The sequence below is a fragment of the Bacillus horti genome, assembly GCF_030813115.1.
GTDB lineage: Bacteria > Bacillota > Bacilli > Caldalkalibacillales > JCM-10596 > Bacillus_CH > Bacillus_CH horti.
Genome location: NZ_JAUSTY010000008.1, coordinates 137,759 through 155,120, shown reverse-complemented (window position 1 = coordinate 155,120; position 17,362 = coordinate 137,759). Strand labels below are relative to the sequence as shown.

General features: G+C 43.2%; 14 protein-coding genes. 13 read left to right on the top strand and 1 reads right to left on the bottom strand.

Going from position 1 to position 17,362, the window contains the following annotated elements; translation table 11 throughout:
- Window positions 1–107 precede the first annotated feature (107 nt).
- The 6 genes from J2S11_RS11240 to J2S11_RS11215 all read left to right on the top strand — a co-directional run bounded on the left by J2S11_RS11240 (window position 108) and on the right by J2S11_RS11215 (window position 5,821).
- Window positions 108–1,382, top strand: coding sequence for an ABC transporter substrate-binding protein (locus tag J2S11_RS11240; protein ID WP_307394577.1), 1,275 nt, complete (start codon window positions 108–110; stop codon window positions 1,380–1,382).
- Between the two features lie 263 nt (window positions 1,383–1,645).
- The gene (locus J2S11_RS11235) at window positions 1,646–2,491 is read left to right on the top strand and encodes a carbohydrate ABC transporter permease (protein ID WP_307394575.1); all 846 of its coding nucleotides are present in this window, start codon (window positions 1,646–1,648) and stop codon (window positions 2,489–2,491) included.
- Window positions 2,492–2,503: 12 nt separating this feature from the next.
- Window positions 2,504–3,316 carry a carbohydrate ABC transporter permease gene (locus J2S11_RS11230; RefSeq protein ID WP_307394574.1) on the top strand — a complete coding sequence of 271 codons (813 nt, stop codon included), beginning with the start codon at window positions 2,504–2,506 and terminating at the stop codon, window positions 3,314–3,316.
- Window positions 3,317–3,391: 75 nt separating this feature from the next.
- Complete coding sequence (locus J2S11_RS11225) at window positions 3,392–4,153, top strand: MBL fold metallo-hydrolase (RefSeq protein WP_307394571.1); 762 nt, start codon at window positions 3,392–3,394, stop codon at window positions 4,151–4,153.
- Between the two features lie 176 nt (window positions 4,154–4,329).
- Entirely contained in the window at window positions 4,330–5,139 is an 810-nt protein-coding gene (locus J2S11_RS11220; RefSeq protein ID WP_307394569.1) for an HAD-IIA family hydrolase, read from the top strand.
- 112 nt (window positions 5,140–5,251) lie between these two features.
- Window positions 5,252–5,821, top strand: a complete 570-nt coding sequence (locus tag J2S11_RS11215) for a glycerol-3-phosphate responsive antiterminator (RefSeq protein ID WP_307394567.1) — start codon at window positions 5,252–5,254, stop codon at window positions 5,819–5,821.
- A 341-nt stretch (window positions 5,822–6,162) separates the two neighbouring features.
- Here the strand turns inward: J2S11_RS11215 and J2S11_RS11210 are convergent, their stop codons facing one another.
- On the bottom strand, window positions 6,163–7,887 hold the full coding sequence (locus J2S11_RS11210; protein WP_307394565.1) for a plasmid pRiA4b ORF-3 family protein: 1,725 nt from the start codon (window positions 7,885–7,887) through the stop codon (window positions 6,163–6,165).
- A gap of 379 nt (window positions 7,888–8,266) precedes the next feature.
- Between J2S11_RS11210 and J2S11_RS11205 the strand changes: the two genes are divergently transcribed.
- From J2S11_RS11205 to J2S11_RS11175, 7 genes are all read left to right on the top strand, one after another.
- Window positions 8,267–10,150 (top strand): sigma 54-interacting transcriptional regulator, encoded by a 1,884-nt coding sequence (locus tag J2S11_RS11205; protein WP_307394564.1) that lies wholly within the window; start codon window positions 8,267–8,269, stop codon window positions 10,148–10,150.
- A 278-nt stretch (window positions 10,151–10,428) separates the two neighbouring features.
- Window positions 10,429–11,391 (top strand): enoyl-CoA hydratase/isomerase family protein, encoded by a 963-nt coding sequence (locus tag J2S11_RS11200; RefSeq protein ID WP_307394562.1) that lies wholly within the window; start codon window positions 10,429–10,431, stop codon window positions 11,389–11,391.
- A gap of 282 nt (window positions 11,392–11,673) precedes the next feature.
- Window positions 11,674–13,029, top strand: a complete 1,356-nt coding sequence (locus tag J2S11_RS11195; protein WP_307394560.1) for a TIGR00366 family protein — start codon at window positions 11,674–11,676, stop codon at window positions 13,027–13,029.
- 122 nt (window positions 13,030–13,151) lie between these two features.
- Window positions 13,152–14,549, top strand: a complete 1,398-nt coding sequence (locus tag J2S11_RS11190; RefSeq protein ID WP_307394558.1) for a phenylacetate--CoA ligase family protein — start codon at window positions 13,152–13,154, stop codon at window positions 14,547–14,549.
- A 76-nt stretch (window positions 14,550–14,625) separates the two neighbouring features.
- On the top strand, window positions 14,626–15,666 hold the full coding sequence (locus tag J2S11_RS11185) for a zinc-binding dehydrogenase (protein WP_307394557.1): 1,041 nt from the start codon (window positions 14,626–14,628) through the stop codon (window positions 15,664–15,666).
- 18 nt (window positions 15,667–15,684) lie between these two features.
- The gene (locus tag J2S11_RS11180) at window positions 15,685–16,542 is read left to right on the top strand and encodes a 3-hydroxyacyl-CoA dehydrogenase (RefSeq protein WP_307394555.1); all 858 of its coding nucleotides are present in this window, start codon (window positions 15,685–15,687) and stop codon (window positions 16,540–16,542) included.
- Window positions 16,543–16,560: 18 nt separating this feature from the next.
- Window positions 16,561–17,361, top strand: a complete 801-nt coding sequence (locus tag J2S11_RS11175) for an enoyl-CoA hydratase/isomerase family protein (RefSeq protein WP_307394554.1) — start codon at window positions 16,561–16,563, stop codon at window positions 17,359–17,361.
- Window position 17,362: the final 1 nt, after the last annotated feature.

The following is a 17,362-nucleotide window of genomic DNA, read 5'->3' as shown; positions in this document are numbered from 1 at the left end:
TTGCAATCGGGGCTTTATGTGGTTTTGAAAGGGGGCATGTGATTCGGTTTTATAGAGACAACCAGGAATGGAAACGCTTACATGAGCAACTTTTTAAGGAGGAATGAATGATGAAAAAAGCAATCATTGTCTTAGTACTATTTACATTAGCTTTAGCTGGCTGCAGTACAGGGTCGAGTAGTCAATCGGGGCAAGTTGAGCTTGAATTTTACTTTCCAGTAGCGGTGGGTGGACCGATTACAAAAATCGTAGATGATATGGTCGCCGAGTTTCACGAGCAGCATGAGGACATTAAGGTCACCCCTATTTTTGCCGGAAGCTATGCTGAAACGATGACAAAGGTTTTGACGGCTGTACAAGGGAATAACTCTCCTGACTTAGGAGTTCTATTTTCTATAGATTTGCACACTTTGCTTTCATTAGATGCTATTGAAAAATTAAATCCACACTTCGAGCAAAGCTATTTAAATGATTTCTTTCCAGGGTTTATGTCTAACTCTCAAATTGGAGAAGATGTTTGGAGTATTCCTTTCCAAAGAAGTACGATTGTTCTTTATTACAACAAGGATGCCTTTAGAGAAGCAGGTCTTGATCCAGAGCAGCCTCCTACAAACTGGGACGAGCTCTTAGCCTACAGTGAGCAGCTGACTGAGAACGGTCGCTGGGGACTTGAGATTCCAAGTACAGGCTATCAGTATTGGATGTTCCAAGCTTTAGCCCTTCAAGCAAGCGGAGGACAGAACATTATGTCTGCTGATGGAACGGAGGTTTATTTTGACACACCAGAGAATCTAGAGGCGTTGGAGTTTTATGTTGATTTAGGAAGTAAACATAACGTTATGCCACAAGGAATTATTGAGTGGGCTACTGTGCCATCTGATTTTATTAGCGGAAATACAGCAATGATGTTTCACACAACAGGAAACCTGACCAGAGTGAAGGAAGAGGCGGATTTTGAATTTGGTGTAGCGTACCTACCAGCTAAAAAGGATCATGGTACACCTACGGGTGGAGGAAATATCTATATGTTTAAAGATATTCCTGATGAAAATAAAGAAGCAGCTGTTAAATTTATTGAGTTTTTAACGGAGCCAGCAAGAGTAGCTCAATGGTCAATGGATACAGGCTATGTGGCGACTAGACAATCAGCGTATGATACCGATGAGCTGCAAAGTTATGTAGATGAATTCCCAGAAGCTAAAGTGGCTTTAGATCAGCTTGAGTATGCGGATAGTGAGCTTTCTACCTTTGAAAACGGGCGTGTACAAAAAATCTTAAATGACGCCCTTCAAGCAGCTTTAACAGGAAGCATTTCACCTGAGGAAGCATTGAAGCGAGCTCAAAATGAAGCGGATGAGGTGCTCAAAAGCTATCAGGATTAGAAACGTAAATAAGAAGCTAAAAGTTAGATTTAGAAGCTAAAGGTTAGAAGCTAAAGGTTTGAATCTAGAAGTTAAAAGTTAAAAGTTAGAAGCTAAGATGCAGAAGAAGTGGAGAAATACGAGAATTGAAAGCGAAAGCTTAGTGCTGAATACGGTAAAAGGTGGTGTTAAGGCTGGAAGTTAAAACAAAAAATTCAGTGAAGCAGAATGCACGACAAAATATAGCATTCACCAGTCGCTTGAAGCGTAGGATCAAGGAAAACATGTTTGGTTATATGCTACTGTTACCGTCTTTAATTTTTCTAGGATTGTTTACGTTTTATCCTGCAATCAAGTCGATGTACTTAAGCCTTTTTGAGACAAGTATAGTGCAATCTAATTTTGTCGGTCTGGCTCAATATAAAGCGGTGTTTGGAGATCATGTTTTTCGTAAGGTTATGTGGAACAATGCGATTTTTGCTATCGGGACTGTGCCGACAAGTATCTTTTTAGCGATGTACTTAGCGATTTGGGTTAATGGAAAGCTTAGGGTGAACAGCCTATTACGTACTTCCTTTTTCTACCCAACGATTATTCCTATGATTGCTATTGCTAACATCTGGTTGTTTATTTACACACCTCAATATGGGCTGTTGGATAAATTCCTGCAGCTAGCAAACGTCTCGGGTGTGAATTGGTTAGGCGACCCTGCATGGGTCATGTTTTCTATGATTGTGATGATGGTTTGGAAGGAGGCTGGCTTCTTTATGATTTTTTACCTTGCCGGGCTGCAAAACCTCCCTTCGGATGTGTATGAAGCAGCGAAGCTTGAAGGAGCCAAGCCCTTTCAGATTTTCAGACATATCACCTTTCCGTTATTGATGCCGACCACTTTGTTTGTATTGATCATCGCTTTTACCAATTCCTTTAAGATGGTGGATCATTTATACATCATGACTAAGGGTGGACCAGATAATGCTAGTAATCTATTACTCTATTATATCTATGAAACAGCGTTCAGCTTTTGGGATATGGGGAAAGCGGCTGCATTAACCGTTATTTTACTCGTTATTCTATTAGTTGTAGCGATTGTGAATTACGTGTTTATAGATAAACGAATCCATTATTAGGAGGGAAAGCTGATGAATAAATGGATAAATAGAATGGTTGTTGTTCTGCTTGCCGTTGTGTTTGCTGTCCCTCTAATATGGACAATTGTTACTTCATTAACCCCATCTAGGGAGATTACCCAGAGGGTTAACCCTTTTTGGACGGCAAATCCTACCTTTGAAAACTATATTAATGCTTGGAACTCGGCTCCATTCTTAACTTACTATTACAATACGCTTGTGATCGTGCTTGGGATTTTACTTGTGCAGCTTTTTACCATTACACTTGCGTCCTATGCGTTTGCTCGTGTGAACTTTTGGGGTAAAAATGTGATCTTTATTATCTTTCTCACTCAGCTAATGATTCCACCGGATATTCTTATTTTCCCTAACTATACGATCATGCAGCAGCTAGGCTTGGTCGATACGAAGCTAGCTGTTATGCTTCCGTACTGGGCTTCTGCTTTTGGTGTCTTTCTTTTACGTCAAACATTTAAGCAGGTCCCTTATGATTTGGAGGAGGCAGCTCGAATCGACGGCTGTCGCTGGTGGCAGACGCTGTGGCATGTGTATATCCCGGCCGCAAAGCCAACGTATATTGCCTTTGCTTTAGTATCAATCAGTACACATTGGAGCAATTTTATGTGGCCATTAATTGTTACAGATACAGTGAATAGTCGTCCGTTAACGGTAGGGATGGCATTGTTCGCTCAATCCTATGAAACGGGTGCCCAATGGGGGACGGTAACAGCGGCCACCATTATGGTTATTTTTCCGGTGCTACTAGCCTTCCTTATTTTTCAACGTCAGTTTGTGACTAGCTTTATGCACTCGGGGATAAAGTAGAGAATAGACCAAGATGTCGAAGCTTGCTAATTGAAAATTACGCATGAAAGTCAGAAAGGGAATGGAGGTGATCGTATGGATATTACATTGCTAGGAACAGGTAACGCTGTGGCAGGAAAGGATCGGGAAAATACGTATCTACTAGTTGAGCATGAGGAGCATGCTATGATGATAGATGTGGGCGGTAATCCCTTGAGGCGTTTAAAGCAGTTTGATGTTCCTCAAGCGAAAATAGACGCTGTCTTCTTCACTCATTTTCATATTGATCATATCTTTGGACTACCTTCTTTGCTATGGGGAATGTGGCTAGAGGGTAGAAGGAAAAAATTGACCATTTATTGCTCTAAGACTGATCAAAAGCGTTTGGAGCAGTATCTTGACGTTATGCAGGTTAAAGAATGGCCCATACAATTTGAAATTGATATTCAGACCTATGATGCTGGACAAAGGGAACATATTTCTTGGAGCGCTTCTACTGGCTTAGAGGTAAAAACAATCCCAGCTATACATTCCGCACCAACAGCAGGATTGGAGTTCCGTTTGGATGGACACGTAACGGTTTACTCTGCTGACACGATGATTAACGAGCAGATTAAGCAGTATGAATGGATAGATCTCCTGATTCATGAAGCAACGTCAGCCGATGAGCACTTGGATAACCACTCTAGCTTAACTGAGGTTGTAGAGGCTTATAATGTAAAGGAAAAGGTGGGTCAATTAGTTCTGGTTCATCTAGATGACGAACAGCCATATGAAAAGACGGTAGAGGCAATGCCTGCTATGATTCAGCAAAAATGCACGATAGGCTATGATGGTTTACAGCTTCGTTTACGCTAACCATTAGGCACACATGATTTGAGTTATGTATCGGGAAGAGAAATGGAGATCCCTACTCATGAACCTCAAGCTTATTTGAGGTGAGGGTAGGGATCTTTTACATGTAAAGAGAGACTAGGCAATCTCTTTGATAGAAGCTTTACTTATTTTGAAAAGAACAGGGGGATGAGGGATCATTGCTACAAAAGTATAAAGCCTATATTTTTGATTTAGATGGCACGATTTATTTAGGGGAAACGGTGATTGCAGGAGCCTTAGAGGTGGTTCAAGCCCTACAAAAGCAGGGCAAGAAGATTCTTTTTTTAACGAATAAAACGATTGAGTCACGCCAGAAGTATGTAGAAAAACTAAATCACTTTGGGATGAACATTACTGAGGAGCAGGTGCTCAGTCCTACATACACCACGATGCAGTATTTACGTGAGAAGAAGCTAGATCAGCTTCCCTTATATATCATTGGAGAGGATCTCATTAAAGAAGAGTTTAGGCAAAGCGGGTTCCATTTAGCTCAAACTCCGCAAGAGACCAAAGTGGTCATTGTTTCATGGGACAGAAGCTTTCGATACGAGCATATCGATTTTGCTTATCAGGCCGTTAGGCACGGGGCTTTGACCATTGCGACGAACCCAGATCGAACCTGCCCCATACCTGGTGGAGAAATTCCGGATTGTGGCAGTATGATTGGGGCTCTTGAAGGGGCAACTGGGAAAGGTATCGACTTCATTATTGGAAAGCCTTCTGTATATACCTTACAGGTCGCTACACAGGTTCTTGGTGTGGAGGAAACAGCCTGTTTGATGATAGGAGATCGCCTTGAAACAGATATCTTAATGGGGGCACACTCTGGTATGGATACAGCTCTTGTGCTTACGGGGGTGACAAAGCAGGAGGACATCCTGAGATCCGGTATTCAGCCGACGTATGTATTTACCTCCATTTCCGACCTATTACAACCTATCAGAAAAATTAATAAACCATCTGTGTGAAAGTGAGCTATACTTTAAGAGAGAAAAAGAAATGTATGGGTACAAGGAAAAAGGATAAAGTACAGGGTTGTATGTGAAAAGTGTTGGAATAAACAAATAGGAGTGGTACCGGATGAAGCTTCCATTAGTAGATATGGTCCAATCACAAGTCATTGCCTCAATTAAAGACCCCAAGCTAATTGATGAGGCTGTCCAAAGCGAACCAAACATTGCCTTTTTATTAACTGGGGATCTGATGACCACGAAAACAAATATACAAAAGCTAAAGCAGGCAGGGATGCATGTTTTTCTTCATTTAGATTTTATCCATGGAATCTCTAATGATAAGAGTGCGATTAGCTTTATCGCTAGGGAATGGAAGCCTGACGGAATTATCACCACCAAAAACCATCTCATTAAAGTAGCGAAGGAAGAAGGACTACTCACTATCCAACGGATCTTTCTTATAGATCAGAGTGCCTTAGAAAAAGGGCTAGAAATGGTCAACTCCTGCAGGCCAGATGCTGTAGAGGTTTTACCGGGAATTCTGCCAAAAATCATTTATGAAATGACAGAGAAAACGGATATTCCGCTTATTGCAGGGGGGCTTATCCGTGAAAAGGAAGAGGTTCTCGACGCTTTAAAGGCAGGGGCTTTAGCCGCTTCAGGAGGTAGCCCCGCGCTGTGGAATTTGGGAATTTAATTTGGGAATTAAGGAGAAGAAGAAGTAATTAATTTGAAATAGAGTAATTTGAAATAGAGATTTAAAAAAACCACCAGTAGCATGAATGATACCCCAACTGTAGCTATGTATAACAATTTGGAGTCGCTTCATAACTTGCTCACTGGTGGTTAGTCTTAAGCTCTGTTTGCCATTTTCTCAACTTGCTTGAGCCATGCTTTTCTCGGTAGCCTCGTCAGATGTAGGTACAGAAACAACACCGCGTGCAGGGTTTCGCACCGTATGCAGCTCCCAGCACACGGTGTTGCACTGCATGATGGCGGTCGGTTGCACACGGTGCAAATTTTTATATAAAAAGCCCGTTAAAATGAATGAAAATACTCTTCAAGTATGGCGTCTTGGGCATCTTCTAGTGCAGGTAGTTCATGAAGTTGATCTAAGTAAATGCCTAGTGTTTTTGTTAGAGGGAGCAGTAGGCTATACACGGCTTGATCACTCACCTGGATGCGATGTGGCTTCCAGCCCAGATTTTGAAGCAATTCTACAAAAGAGTTGTAAAACAACTGATTTAATGACTTACGTGTTAGTACATCCATATGAATGATTGTTCCGGTTTGTTTATCTACCCATAGACTAATCAAAGGATAATAGGGACGTTGCTGTGGACTCTCTTGTATAGGGGTCGGAGCATCAAAAAGATTGAACTCCAAGACCGTTTTTGTTTTATCAAGCTCATTTTTTAATCTCTGTAAAAGGAGCTCGTCCATTTCAGCCTGTTCATTCACATCAAACATTGGTGTAGGGTTCACTTGTGCAAGTGGAATATTAAAGGGTATTAGGCTGTTCGTCCACTGTACATTGTTTATTCCAGCTTCCGCTTCACTATTTATGGTATCTTTGCCCCCTCCATGACCTTTCAAAACACGGGCAAAGAAGTGATTTGTCGGGATACCCATGAGGAGCTGAGGTCTATCATAAATCTCTTGACAGGTTCTCATAATTTCAGGGAGTAGTCTAATGAGAAGACGTACCTCCTCCTGATCTATGGTCCAAGGATAATAGCCAGGAGCAAAGCTTCGGAACATGGGCCACTGCTTTTTACCACGGTAACTAAATCCTGCTTCTTTGATCAGATCATAATCCTCTTTCTCTATTTCATCGCGATCGCTAAATGAAACAAGCAGGCTTCTCTGGATTTGAATCATTCGCTGAAATGAATCTAACTGACCAGAAGGGTCAGGGAACAAGGTCGAGGCTAAGGCACTTAGTCCAGCATCACCTATATACATAGCTAAGCCAAACTCTTCCCCTCCGCAACCCAATACGGAGCAGTACATGTAATCGTTTGTGACAGGATCCTGTATGACAATAATATGAGAATCCTCAAGCCATTCCCAAGGCTTTGCCTTTTTGTACGTATTGACGAGCTCAAATAGTTTTTTCCATTCCTCGGTAGTAGCTTGGGAGACAAAATCACCTTGGGAGTTATTCTTCCAGATCTCCCATTCCTCCTCAAACACTTTACCTAGTTTATCATTGATCTCTTTGACAGCCTTCTTTTCATCGGTAATCCACTCTGGCTCAATATCCTGACCACGAGAATCTTCAGCAATAAAGGCGCCTTTAGCATTCAAACAATAAGGATAAACTTGTCCTTGAACAGGCCCTAGAATTTTTTCTAGCACAATGTGGTGCTGCCAGTCGTCTCCAAAGTCATACGTGTAGAGGCAGCTGTTACCTTTCTCAAAAAACCAATCGCTTAGGAATTCATCATGTTCATTTAAATCTTCATTTAATTCATCGAATCCGTCATTTGCCTCTGGGTCACCAATAAATTCATAGGGTTTGAGGGAACTCATCAACAGTTGTTTATTAGCATCGTCTAATCCTCTTACTGCATTTAATTCCTTAAGCACCTCCTCATGATCTAGTGCAAATCTAAAAACATGCAAATGCGTATCCGTCCACCCCATAGCTACTTGAATGAGGAGATGAAGATCATAGAAGGTTGAACCAGCATCAATGAGAACCCTTCTCCAAACAGGGGGTGATTGGTCTTCTAAAGTAATTTTAAACTGATAAATCATATAAAAACCTCCTTTCAGTGCAGTCGGTCTAAATGTTCCGTTGAAACGTACAGGAAGTGGTACATATTTGGTTACATGTTTAGTGTAACAGATTACTAAGACTTGACTCTATACTAAATAAAATGACTTATCCTTCAACTAGGCTAGCATCAACAAGAATATGAGTAGGATGTAAGTCCCCGTGATTTAGTACCAAATGGGGGTATTTCTTGCTTTCTGAGAACAATAGGGGCTAAAGGAATCAAGTGGCACATTTTTAATTATACAAAAACGACAAAGTTCGACATTGCTTGCAAGGATCATTGTACAATGACGATAGATGGAGCCAATCTAAGCTCATCTATATCTCTACCAAATTAGCAAGAAAGGGGATACTGTTATGTACAAAATCGGTGTAATCTCACCCTATCCGCATTTTACCGAATCCATTAAGAAGATCGCTTCTCAGATCAAAATGCCTGTAACGGTAAGGGAAGGGGCTCTGCAGAGAGGACTGTACTACGCTAACAAATTAATTAAAGAAGACCACGTTAACATTATTGTAGCGAGGGGTCCGACAGCGGATTTAATTGAGAAAAAAGTAAGCGTTCCCGTCATTAAGATCAATGTGACCAACTTTGATATTCTAAAGGCATGTCAACTGGCGAAGCATTATTCCGATCAAATTGTCTTTATTGACCATTTGGAAAATGAAAGAAAATACGACCTATCCTTCATCAGTGAGACACAGGAACTTAGCATTGCTCTTAAGCAGTATGAAAATGAAAAAGGGATCAACAGACACATTGAACAGATTGCCTTGACCAGTGACTCTAAGCCAGTGATTGTGGGAACAGCAGAATGCCTAGCACGGAATGCGCTGAGCCAGGGCGTTCAATCCTTTGTCATTCATTCCTCGTACGAGGTCATTAGCGAAGCCCTACACAGAGCGATGGAGACCGTTGTTTTATATGAAAAGGAGAAACTGAGACAGAAGCATTTAGAAACGATTATTTCCTACGCCTTTGATGGCGTTATTGCTACGGATAGAGAAGGGAAAGTTAGTGTCTTTAATGAGGTGGCCAGTAGCATCTCGAGCATTAAAAGCAAGGACGTGATTGGCAAGGAGCTATCTAAGTTCAACTACCCGTTTCTTAAAAAAATGCTCGGAGACGGTAAAGCATCGACCAAAAAAGTAATTACGTACGGCAAAAACAAGTATATGGTGAACCGCATTCCCATAAAAAACAGTCCACAAAGCCTAGTCATAACGTTTCAGGAAACAACCAAGGTCCTGCAAATTGACTCTCAGCTTAGAAGTGAGCTGCACACTCGTCGCTTTTATGCCAAATACACGTTTGAAGATATCGTTTACGAAAGTGAACAGATGAAGGATACGATTGAGCTAGCGCAAAAATACAGCCGGGCGGATAGTACTATTTTAATTCATGGTGAGAGTGGAACAGGTAAAGAGCTACTGGCTCAGAGCATCCACAATGCGAGCAGTAGGAAGAACGGCCCATTTATCGCTATTAACTGTGCTGCCCTACCGGAGAACCTATTGGAAAGCGAGCTGTTTGGCTATGAGGAGGGAGCGTTTACTGGAGCTAAAAAAGGTGGAAAGCCAGGCTTATTCGAAATGGCTCATGAAGGCACTCTGTTTTTAGATGAGATTGGTGATTTGCCTCTTAGCTTGCAGGCCAGACTTTTACGTGTGCTTCAGGAACAGGAGGTGATGAGAATTGGTGGGGAGAAAATTATCCCTGTCAATGTGCGTATTGTTTCTGCTACGAATAAGAATTTGCGAGAAGGTGCGGAAAAAAATAGTTTTCGTCAGGACCTGTATTACAGACTAAATATCCTCCAGATTAAAACCCCGCCGCTACGAGATAGAAAAGAGGACATCGTCCCACTGGTTCAGGAGATGCTATCCAAGCGTAACATTGATTTTATTCAAATTGATCAGCAGCTGGCTTACATTCTAGAAACCCATGATTGGCCAGGTAACGTTCGTGAACTAGAGAACGTCGTAGAAAGAATGGTCGCCTATGGAGAGACGATCCCCCATGATAAATTTAAACAAATCATCTTTCAGGATCAAAGGATGAACGTAACGGGCAACAATCTTAGTGTTGAACTTGGGAGCCTAAAGGACATTGAGAATCAGGTGATCCTGCAGCTATATGAGCAGTGCAACGGAAACAAACAGCTCCTTTCTGAACGGCTGGGCATAAGCCGAACCACATTATGGAAAAAACTAAAGGAATTAGACATCATGGTTTGATGTAGATCAAAAAGGTACGATTCAACACGTGTTTCCCTAGCTTGTGTTCAATATGTGAACAGGCTGTGTTTAAAAAGTAATCATATGCCACTAATCAAGTTGGAGCTGGAACAAAATAGGGTTAGTATGGACTGCTGTTAAATGAGATACGAGAATTAGCGAGATAACAAGCACGAAGACGCTTCAAAAAGGATGGAAAACAAACAATTTATGAAATTGGCATAATACTTGCATTAATAAAAATGTAAGCGCTTAAAAAATATCTAGGAGGAGATATCATGGATCATTTTCTACACCCACAGCAACCGGAGGACGTGCCATTTGAGCTGGTCAAATACGAGAAAAAGAACATGGTGGCTACAGTCACCATCAATCGTCCGAAGGTGCATAACTGCTTAAATTTCCAAACGCTAAGAGAAATGACTAGAGCGTTTGAATTAGCTTCCTGGGATGATGAGGTCGGGGTGGTTGTTCTAACTGGAGCTGGAGACAAGGCATTCTGTACAGGTGCAGATATGAAGGAACAAAATGAAGTGATTATGGACAGACCCAGAAACTATTGGAAGTGGATGGGAGCTTTTATTGAAGCACATGAAAAGCTGAAAAATATCGGTAAGCCAACAATTGCTAGATTAAATGGGATCACAGTTGGGGGAGGAAACGAGTTTAACATCAACTGTGATCTAGCGATCATGGCGGACCATGGCTATATCAGACAGGTTGGGAACTCCCACGGTAGCGTTGCGGCTGGTGGAGCTACTCAGTGGCTACCCCTTATCGTAGGAGATCGCAGAGCTCGTGAAATCCTGTGGTTGAACGAAGAGATTAGCCCAGACAAGGCGTTGGAGTGGGGCTTGGTGAACGAGGTTGTCCCTTTGAGCCAGTTGGATGATGCAGTGGATAATATGGCCCAGAAACTGTTGAATAAGCTTCCAGAGTGTGTTCGTTACACGAAGGAGCAAACGAATTTCTGGCGCAACATTTCCTTTAATCTGACCGTTGGACATGCTCGTGATTGGCTAACTGTGCACACAGGAGCGTTTGAAACTTATGAGGGCATGAGAGCATTCAGCGAAAAAAGGAAGCCTGATTATGCAATGCTTCGTGAGCGTGCAGCAAGCGGTGGCTCCTCCGAGCATTTATGGGGTGCTCCGATGCTCGACTGTGAAGCTTGTGGAACAAAGGACATTCCAGAGTATTTTAATCATTGTGGAGTCTGTGGGGCGCCGTTGAAAAAATAAGCTGGCTTCTCAACAGGACTTAACATTTGAATGCTGTAATCAGTGATGTGACTAGAGTGATTTATTAAAAAAATTTAATAGAGAGGTCTAATAAAGAAACAAGAGCAACTTCCAGCTGCATCCAAGTTAACCATTACGGTAGCTGCTCAATGTATACAAGCGCTTTATTATACTATCTGAAACTATAAGTTTATTAGTAGATAGTATGAGAAAAACTAAGGCTTTCGTCATGAGATTTGGCGATAAGCCAAGGTTTTTCTAATGAGTATACGAGGAGGATAAATGATGAAACTATCTCGTTCTGAGGCAGTCGCCAACTGGTATAGTAGGTATTTTCCGGATGCTTATATCCTAGCGTTAATCTTAACTATTTTAGCGATGGTCATGGCTATGGCCTTCACCCCAACCACTCCAATTGAGGTACTAGGGCATTGGTTTGAGGGCATTCCATCTCTTTTCACTTTTGCGTTCCAGCTGATGTTTACGTATGCTGCAGCTCTGGTTATCGTGGACACGCCTGTCGTGCAAAGGTTTATAAGAGCCGTGTCAAGAATCGTCAAAACACCGATGTCAGCGTATATGTGGACCGGTATCCTCGGGGCAGTGACCTCTTTCATTGGATGGTACTTCGGACCGATTGTGACAGCGATTTTTGCTCGCTCAGTGGCCAAGCAGATTCAAGGGATCGATTATCGTTTGATTTCAGCGATAGCGTATTCCTCCTTTACTATTTCTTTAACAGGAATTTCAGGAACGATTCCGCTGACTGTGGCGACAGAAGGTAACATAACAGAGATTCTTGGGGGAGTGATTGGGCTAGAGCAAACTACTTTTTCCACTTTAAATCTAGTATCAGTAGCTGCCATAGTGATTACAACAACGCTCATTTACTATTTTATTGCAAAAAACAAAAAAGAAATCGTTACATTTCAGGATTTAGCTATTGAAGGCTATCAGGAAACAGCAGTGACAGCAGCCGTTGAAGAAAAGCCAAAGACGTTTGCAGAGAAGGTTAATTCCTTCAGGCCCTTATTGTGGCTGATTGGGGCTGCAGGTCTAATCTACCTAGTGTATCTATTCATTAATCAAGGCTTAAATGCTCTAAATCTAAACACAGTAGCGATTATTGCGTTAGTTGGAGGAATGCTGCTACAGAAGGATGCGATGACGTATGCGAAATCCTTTGCCAGTAATTTAGTAGGAACGGCTTCGATTGGAATGCAGTTTCCGCTATATGGAGGGATTGCTGGTATATTAGTAGGCTCAGGTGTAGCCGCGACATTTACGGAATATATGGTTAGCTTTGCTACAGCGGCAACATACCCTATTATTACCTTTCTTTTTACGGGAATTTTGAACCTGTTTATTCCATCTGCTGGAGCACAATTTCAAGCGACAGCTATTTTCTTAATTCCTGCTGCGGAAACGTTAGGCGTAGAGATTCCCAGGGCAGTCATGGCGATTACGTACGGAGATTTGTGGACGAATATGATCCAGCCATTCTGGGCTTTATTATATTTCCCAATCTTAGCCCAGGGCACTAGGTTAACTGTACGAGACTTTTTAGGATATTGTCTCCCTATTCTTGTGGCCATCGGGATCATCTGGATACTTGGGTTGCTGTTCTTGCCGCTATAGCCTACTTTTACAGTATTAAAGTGTTGAAAAATGGTTGGAGCAAAGGGTTTAGACAACGATCATAAGAGGGATCGTGTTTATCCCACCTATGATAGAAAGGCAAAGAAAGGAGGGTAACAAGTATGACCATACCCTATTACTATAATTCTATTGATTTCGAAAAGCTCGTCAGGGAGTATGAGCCCCCTTTGGAATTTATAGAAGGAACGTGGAAATGGGAGCGAGATAAGATTGCTAGAGTCCAGCTACACAGACTCAAAGAAACCTTAGCTAGGGGAGCACAGATACCTTTTTTCCAAAAGCTGTGGCAGAAGCATGATTTTCACCCTGATGACGTAAAGAGTCTAGACGATATGAATAAAATTCCAATGTACACGATTGACGATATTAGGGAGAGCATTGATAGAAAACCTCCGTTTGGAGACTATCAATCGTACCATTTTGAAGACGGGAAGCATACGCCTCTACGTTTTTACACGAGCGGTGGAACAACGGGAGCGCCACGCCCAACGATTTACTCCCAATGGGACCGGGAGGTAGGAGCTATTTTAAGTGCCCGGACATTTTATTTGCATGGTATTAGACCTGGAGATGTGGTGATGAATTCATGGGCTTACTCTACTCATAACGCCGCGTGGATCATGGATCATGGCCTTTGGCATTGGTTAGGCTGCACAGCGGTGACAACAGGCACAGGGAATGTAACTCCTACGGAAAAGCAAATTGAGTTTCTTAAAACGTTCGGCGTAACGTCCATTTTAGCTACCTCAGACTATTTGTTGCATATTGCCGACACAGCACAGAAAATGGGCTATGACATCAAGCATGACTTCAACATCAACACACTGTCCGCTTTTGGTAATACGGCTCCAGTGAAAGAGGCCTATGGTTGTCCTGTCTATGACTCCTACGCTTTTCATGAGGTTCAGTATGTGGCGGCTGAGTGTTCGGCAGGTCAAGGGCTGCATATTTTTGAAGACGCTTTCATCGTGGAGATTGTCGATTTTGAAACGGGCCAGCCTGTTCCGCCAGGTCATCGCGGAAACCTGGTAATCACCGCTTTATATAAGACGGGGACACAGCAAATCAGGTATAACATTCAGGATATTTCAGCGATGTACGACTACGAGCAATGCTCCTGTGGGAGCTGGCACCGCCGCATTCACTATTTCCAAGGGCGTAGTGACACGATGGTGAAGCTAAGGGGCATTAATGTGTGGCCTGAAGCATGTGGAAAGATCATTCTAGAGGAGCCTAGAGTGAATGGAGAATACTTTTGTTACGTGGAAAGTGTGAAGCCGGAGAATAAGCCAGAGAGGGATGAAATGACGATTATGGTGGAGAGCAAATCGGAAAGCTCGGATTTCTACCAGCTTCAGCAGGATGTAGCGAAGCTCCTTAAAGCGAGAGTAGGCGTGCAAATCAATGTGGAGATTTACTCCCCCGGCTCCTTGCGCGAATTAACAGGTCATGGAGTAAGAGCGAAGCTAAAGCGCTTTGAGGATAGGAGAGAATTGTAGGTAACAAAAAGGTTAGCGCAGGCCACAAAAAAAGAGCGTAGATATGAATTCGCAAGAAGGAGGAGGTCCTGAAAAAATGAAAGCCATTGTTGTAGAGCATCATGGCTCTATAGAAGAGCTGCGGTTCCGAGAGCATACACCGCTACCAGAGCTAGCCCCCCATCAGATTCGAGTACAAACAGCGTATTGTGGGCTAAACCATTTGGACATTTGGCTCAGAAAAGGCGGGACTGGGGATAAGCTGACACTGCCCCGAATCCCAGGGAGTGACGTGGTGGGGATCGTACAAGAGGTAGGGCAAGGTGTTCGTAAAATCCAAGTAGGTGAAGCGGTCCTGCTTTATCCTGGGCAGGGCTGTGGACTTTGCCCTGCGTGTATTGCAGGCAGGGAGACGATGTGCCCAGAGTTTCAAATAAGAGGCTATCATCTGGATGGTGGATATGCCGAGTATGTAACGGTAGAGGAGCAGTGTGCGCTGCCCATACCTGCTGATCAGCTGAAGCTGTGGGCTGGTGTTCCTGTCTCTTATGTAACAGCGTGGAATGCTCTGGTAACTAAAGGACAACTGAAGCCTATCGATGCGGTTGTTATCTGGGGAGCTAGTGGAGGATTAGGGTACGCGGCGTTGTCGATTGCTCAGGCGTTCGGAGCGAAAGTGATTGGTATTGTGGGTTCTAAGAATAAAGCGACCTTTTTACAGGAGCAGGGGTTCACAGGTGACATCATCATCCGTTCGGAAGATCTGTTAGAAGAAATCAAGCAGCTTACACATAAAAGAGGGGTAGACCTAGTCCTTGATCATGTAGGAAAGCAGACGTGGAACATTAGTCTGAAAATGCTGACCAAAGGAGGCAGGCTAGCTTTCTGTGGCATTACCTCAGGTCCAAAAGTAGAAACTGACCTGCGGTATATTTTTGGAAAGCAGCTGAGCATTTTTGGGTCTTGGATGGGGGATCATCAGGATTTTATGGAGGTTGTTCAGTTTTTGAAGCAGCATCCACAGGCGCTTCCTTACATTTATAAAGAGTTCCCGTTACATGATGCTCAGGAAGCACAGGCTACGTTGGAGCAAGGAGACCATGTTGGAAAAGTCGTATTGAATGTTTCAGCATCTTAGGAGAGGGAGTGGAGGAATATGAGGATAGAGAAAATACTGGTAGTAGGCTCAGGAATTATGGGCAGAGGAATTGCGTATGCTGCGGCTGTAGGAGGCTTTCAGGTCTATGTTCAAGATGTCTCCGAGGAGGCGTTAAATACCGCAGCTCAGCATATACAGAAAGATCTAGCTACAGGGGTAGTGAGAGGAAAGTTGTCTCAAGGGGAAGCAGATGCAGCACAACATAGCATTTCGTATATGACGGATCTTGCTGTAGCGGCCAAAGATGTCAATTTGGTGATCGAAGCGGTCCCTGAGGATATAGGTATTAAAAAATCGGTGTTTGAAAGGCTGGATCAACTTACTTCCCCCAAAACCATACTGGCTACAAACACATCAACAATGAGCCCAACGGAGATAGGCTCATATACGGCACGACCAAATCAGGTCATAGCCATGCACTTTTTTAATCCTGTTCCGAAGATGAAGTTGGTTGAAATCATTAGGGGCTTAGAAACTTCCGATGAGACAACAGAACAAGTTAAGGAAGTCGTCAAGAGGATGAACAAGGAAGCCGTATTAATCAATGAATTTCCGGGCTTTGTGACCAGCCGCATAAGCAGTTTGGTGGGGAATGAGGCATTTCATATGTTAATGGAGGGGGTCGGTACACCGGAGGAAATCGACAAGGCGATTGAGCTTGGCTTGAATTATCCTATGGGGCCGTTTAAATTGGGAGATATGGTGGGCTTAGACACAAGGCTAAAAAACCTGCAATACCTCCATCAAACCCTTGGTGAACGCTTCAGACCCTCTCCCTTATTAGTGAAGTATGTGAAGGCGGGCAGGCTGGGTAAAAAGACAGGGAAAGGCGTCTATGACTACACATCGGAATAGAAAAGGGGTGGAGATATGATGGCCAAGGGAGAATATCAGAAGGACTTTACACATTTGTTTATTGAGATCGAGCAGCATATTGCCTTGATTACGATCAATCGTCCCGAGGTGCGCAACGCTATGAACCCTGAAAGCTGGGCGGAGCTTGGGGCAGCAGTGAAAAGGCTGAATCAGCTGCCGGAAGTCCGGGTGATTATGATAACCGGGGCGGGTGATGAGGCGTTTGTAGCTGGGGCAGATATTGCTTGGATACGTGATCGAAAGCCTTTGGATATTTACGGGGATGTGGCTGTTCAAGATGTCCTCCTGGATTTGTATCGTTCAAGTAAGCCTGTCATCGCTATCGTCAACGGCTTTGCGCTGGGTGGCGGCTGTGAGCTGATGCTGGCTTGTGATCTGCGAATCGCTAGCGATCGAGCTAAAATGGGGCAGCCTGAGGTCAATCTAGGTATTTTACCAGCAGGGGGAGGAACCCAGCAATTACCAAAGCTAGTCGGCTTACCGAAAGCAAAGGAACTCATCCTTACAGGGGAGATCATTCATGCACAGGAGGCTCACCGGATCGGTCTTGTCAATCATGTTGTGCCTCATGAGGAGCTTAAGGAAAGGGCCTATGAGCTTGCTCGAAAAATTGCCAGTAAGCCTCCAATCACCATTCAAATGGCTAAAATCGCCTTGAATGAAAGCGTAACGACTGACCTGCCTGCAGGGCTGGCCTTAGAAAAATCGTTACAGGCCATTTTGTTTGGGACCAAGGACAAGCAGGAAGGGACACGGGCTTTCTTTGAAAAGAGAAAACCGGGCTTTATAGGTGAATAAT

Excerpts from the sequence above, each read along its gene's own strand:
- J2S11_RS11205 (WP_307394564.1), top strand. The coding sequence starts at position 8,267 with ATGTACAAAATCGGTGTAATCTCACCCTATCCGCATTTTACCGAATCC.
- J2S11_RS11240 (WP_307394577.1), top strand. The coding sequence starts at position 108 with ATGATGAAAAAAGCAATCATTGTCTTAGTACTATTTACATTAGCTTTA.
- J2S11_RS11230 (WP_307394574.1), top strand. The coding sequence starts at position 2,504 with ATGAATAAATGGATAAATAGAATGGTTGTTGTTCTGCTTGCCGTTGTG.
- J2S11_RS11225 (WP_307394571.1), top strand. The coding sequence starts at position 3,392 with ATGGATATTACATTGCTAGGAACAGGTAACGCTGTGGCAGGAAAGGAT.
- J2S11_RS11215 (WP_307394567.1), top strand. The coding sequence starts at position 5,252 with ATGAAGCTTCCATTAGTAGATATGGTCCAATCACAAGTCATTGCCTCA.
- J2S11_RS11190 (WP_307394558.1), top strand. The coding sequence starts at position 13,152 with ATGACCATACCCTATTACTATAATTCTATTGATTTCGAAAAGCTCGTC.
- J2S11_RS11180 (WP_307394555.1), top strand. The coding sequence starts at position 15,685 with ATGAGGATAGAGAAAATACTGGTAGTAGGCTCAGGAATTATGGGCAGA.
- J2S11_RS11210 (WP_307394565.1), bottom strand. The coding sequence starts at position 7,887 with ATGATTTATCAGTTTAAAATTACTTTAGAAGACCAATCACCCCCTGTT.
- J2S11_RS11200 (WP_307394562.1), top strand. The coding sequence starts at position 10,429 with ATGGATCATTTTCTACACCCACAGCAACCGGAGGACGTGCCATTTGAG.
- J2S11_RS11235 (WP_307394575.1), top strand. The coding sequence starts at position 1,646 with ATGTTTGGTTATATGCTACTGTTACCGTCTTTAATTTTTCTAGGATTG.
- J2S11_RS11185 (WP_307394557.1), top strand. The coding sequence starts at position 14,626 with ATGAAAGCCATTGTTGTAGAGCATCATGGCTCTATAGAAGAGCTGCGG.
- J2S11_RS11175 (WP_307394554.1), top strand. The coding sequence starts at position 16,561 with ATGGCCAAGGGAGAATATCAGAAGGACTTTACACATTTGTTTATTGAG.
- J2S11_RS11195 (WP_307394560.1), top strand. The coding sequence starts at position 11,674 with ATGATGAAACTATCTCGTTCTGAGGCAGTCGCCAACTGGTATAGTAGG.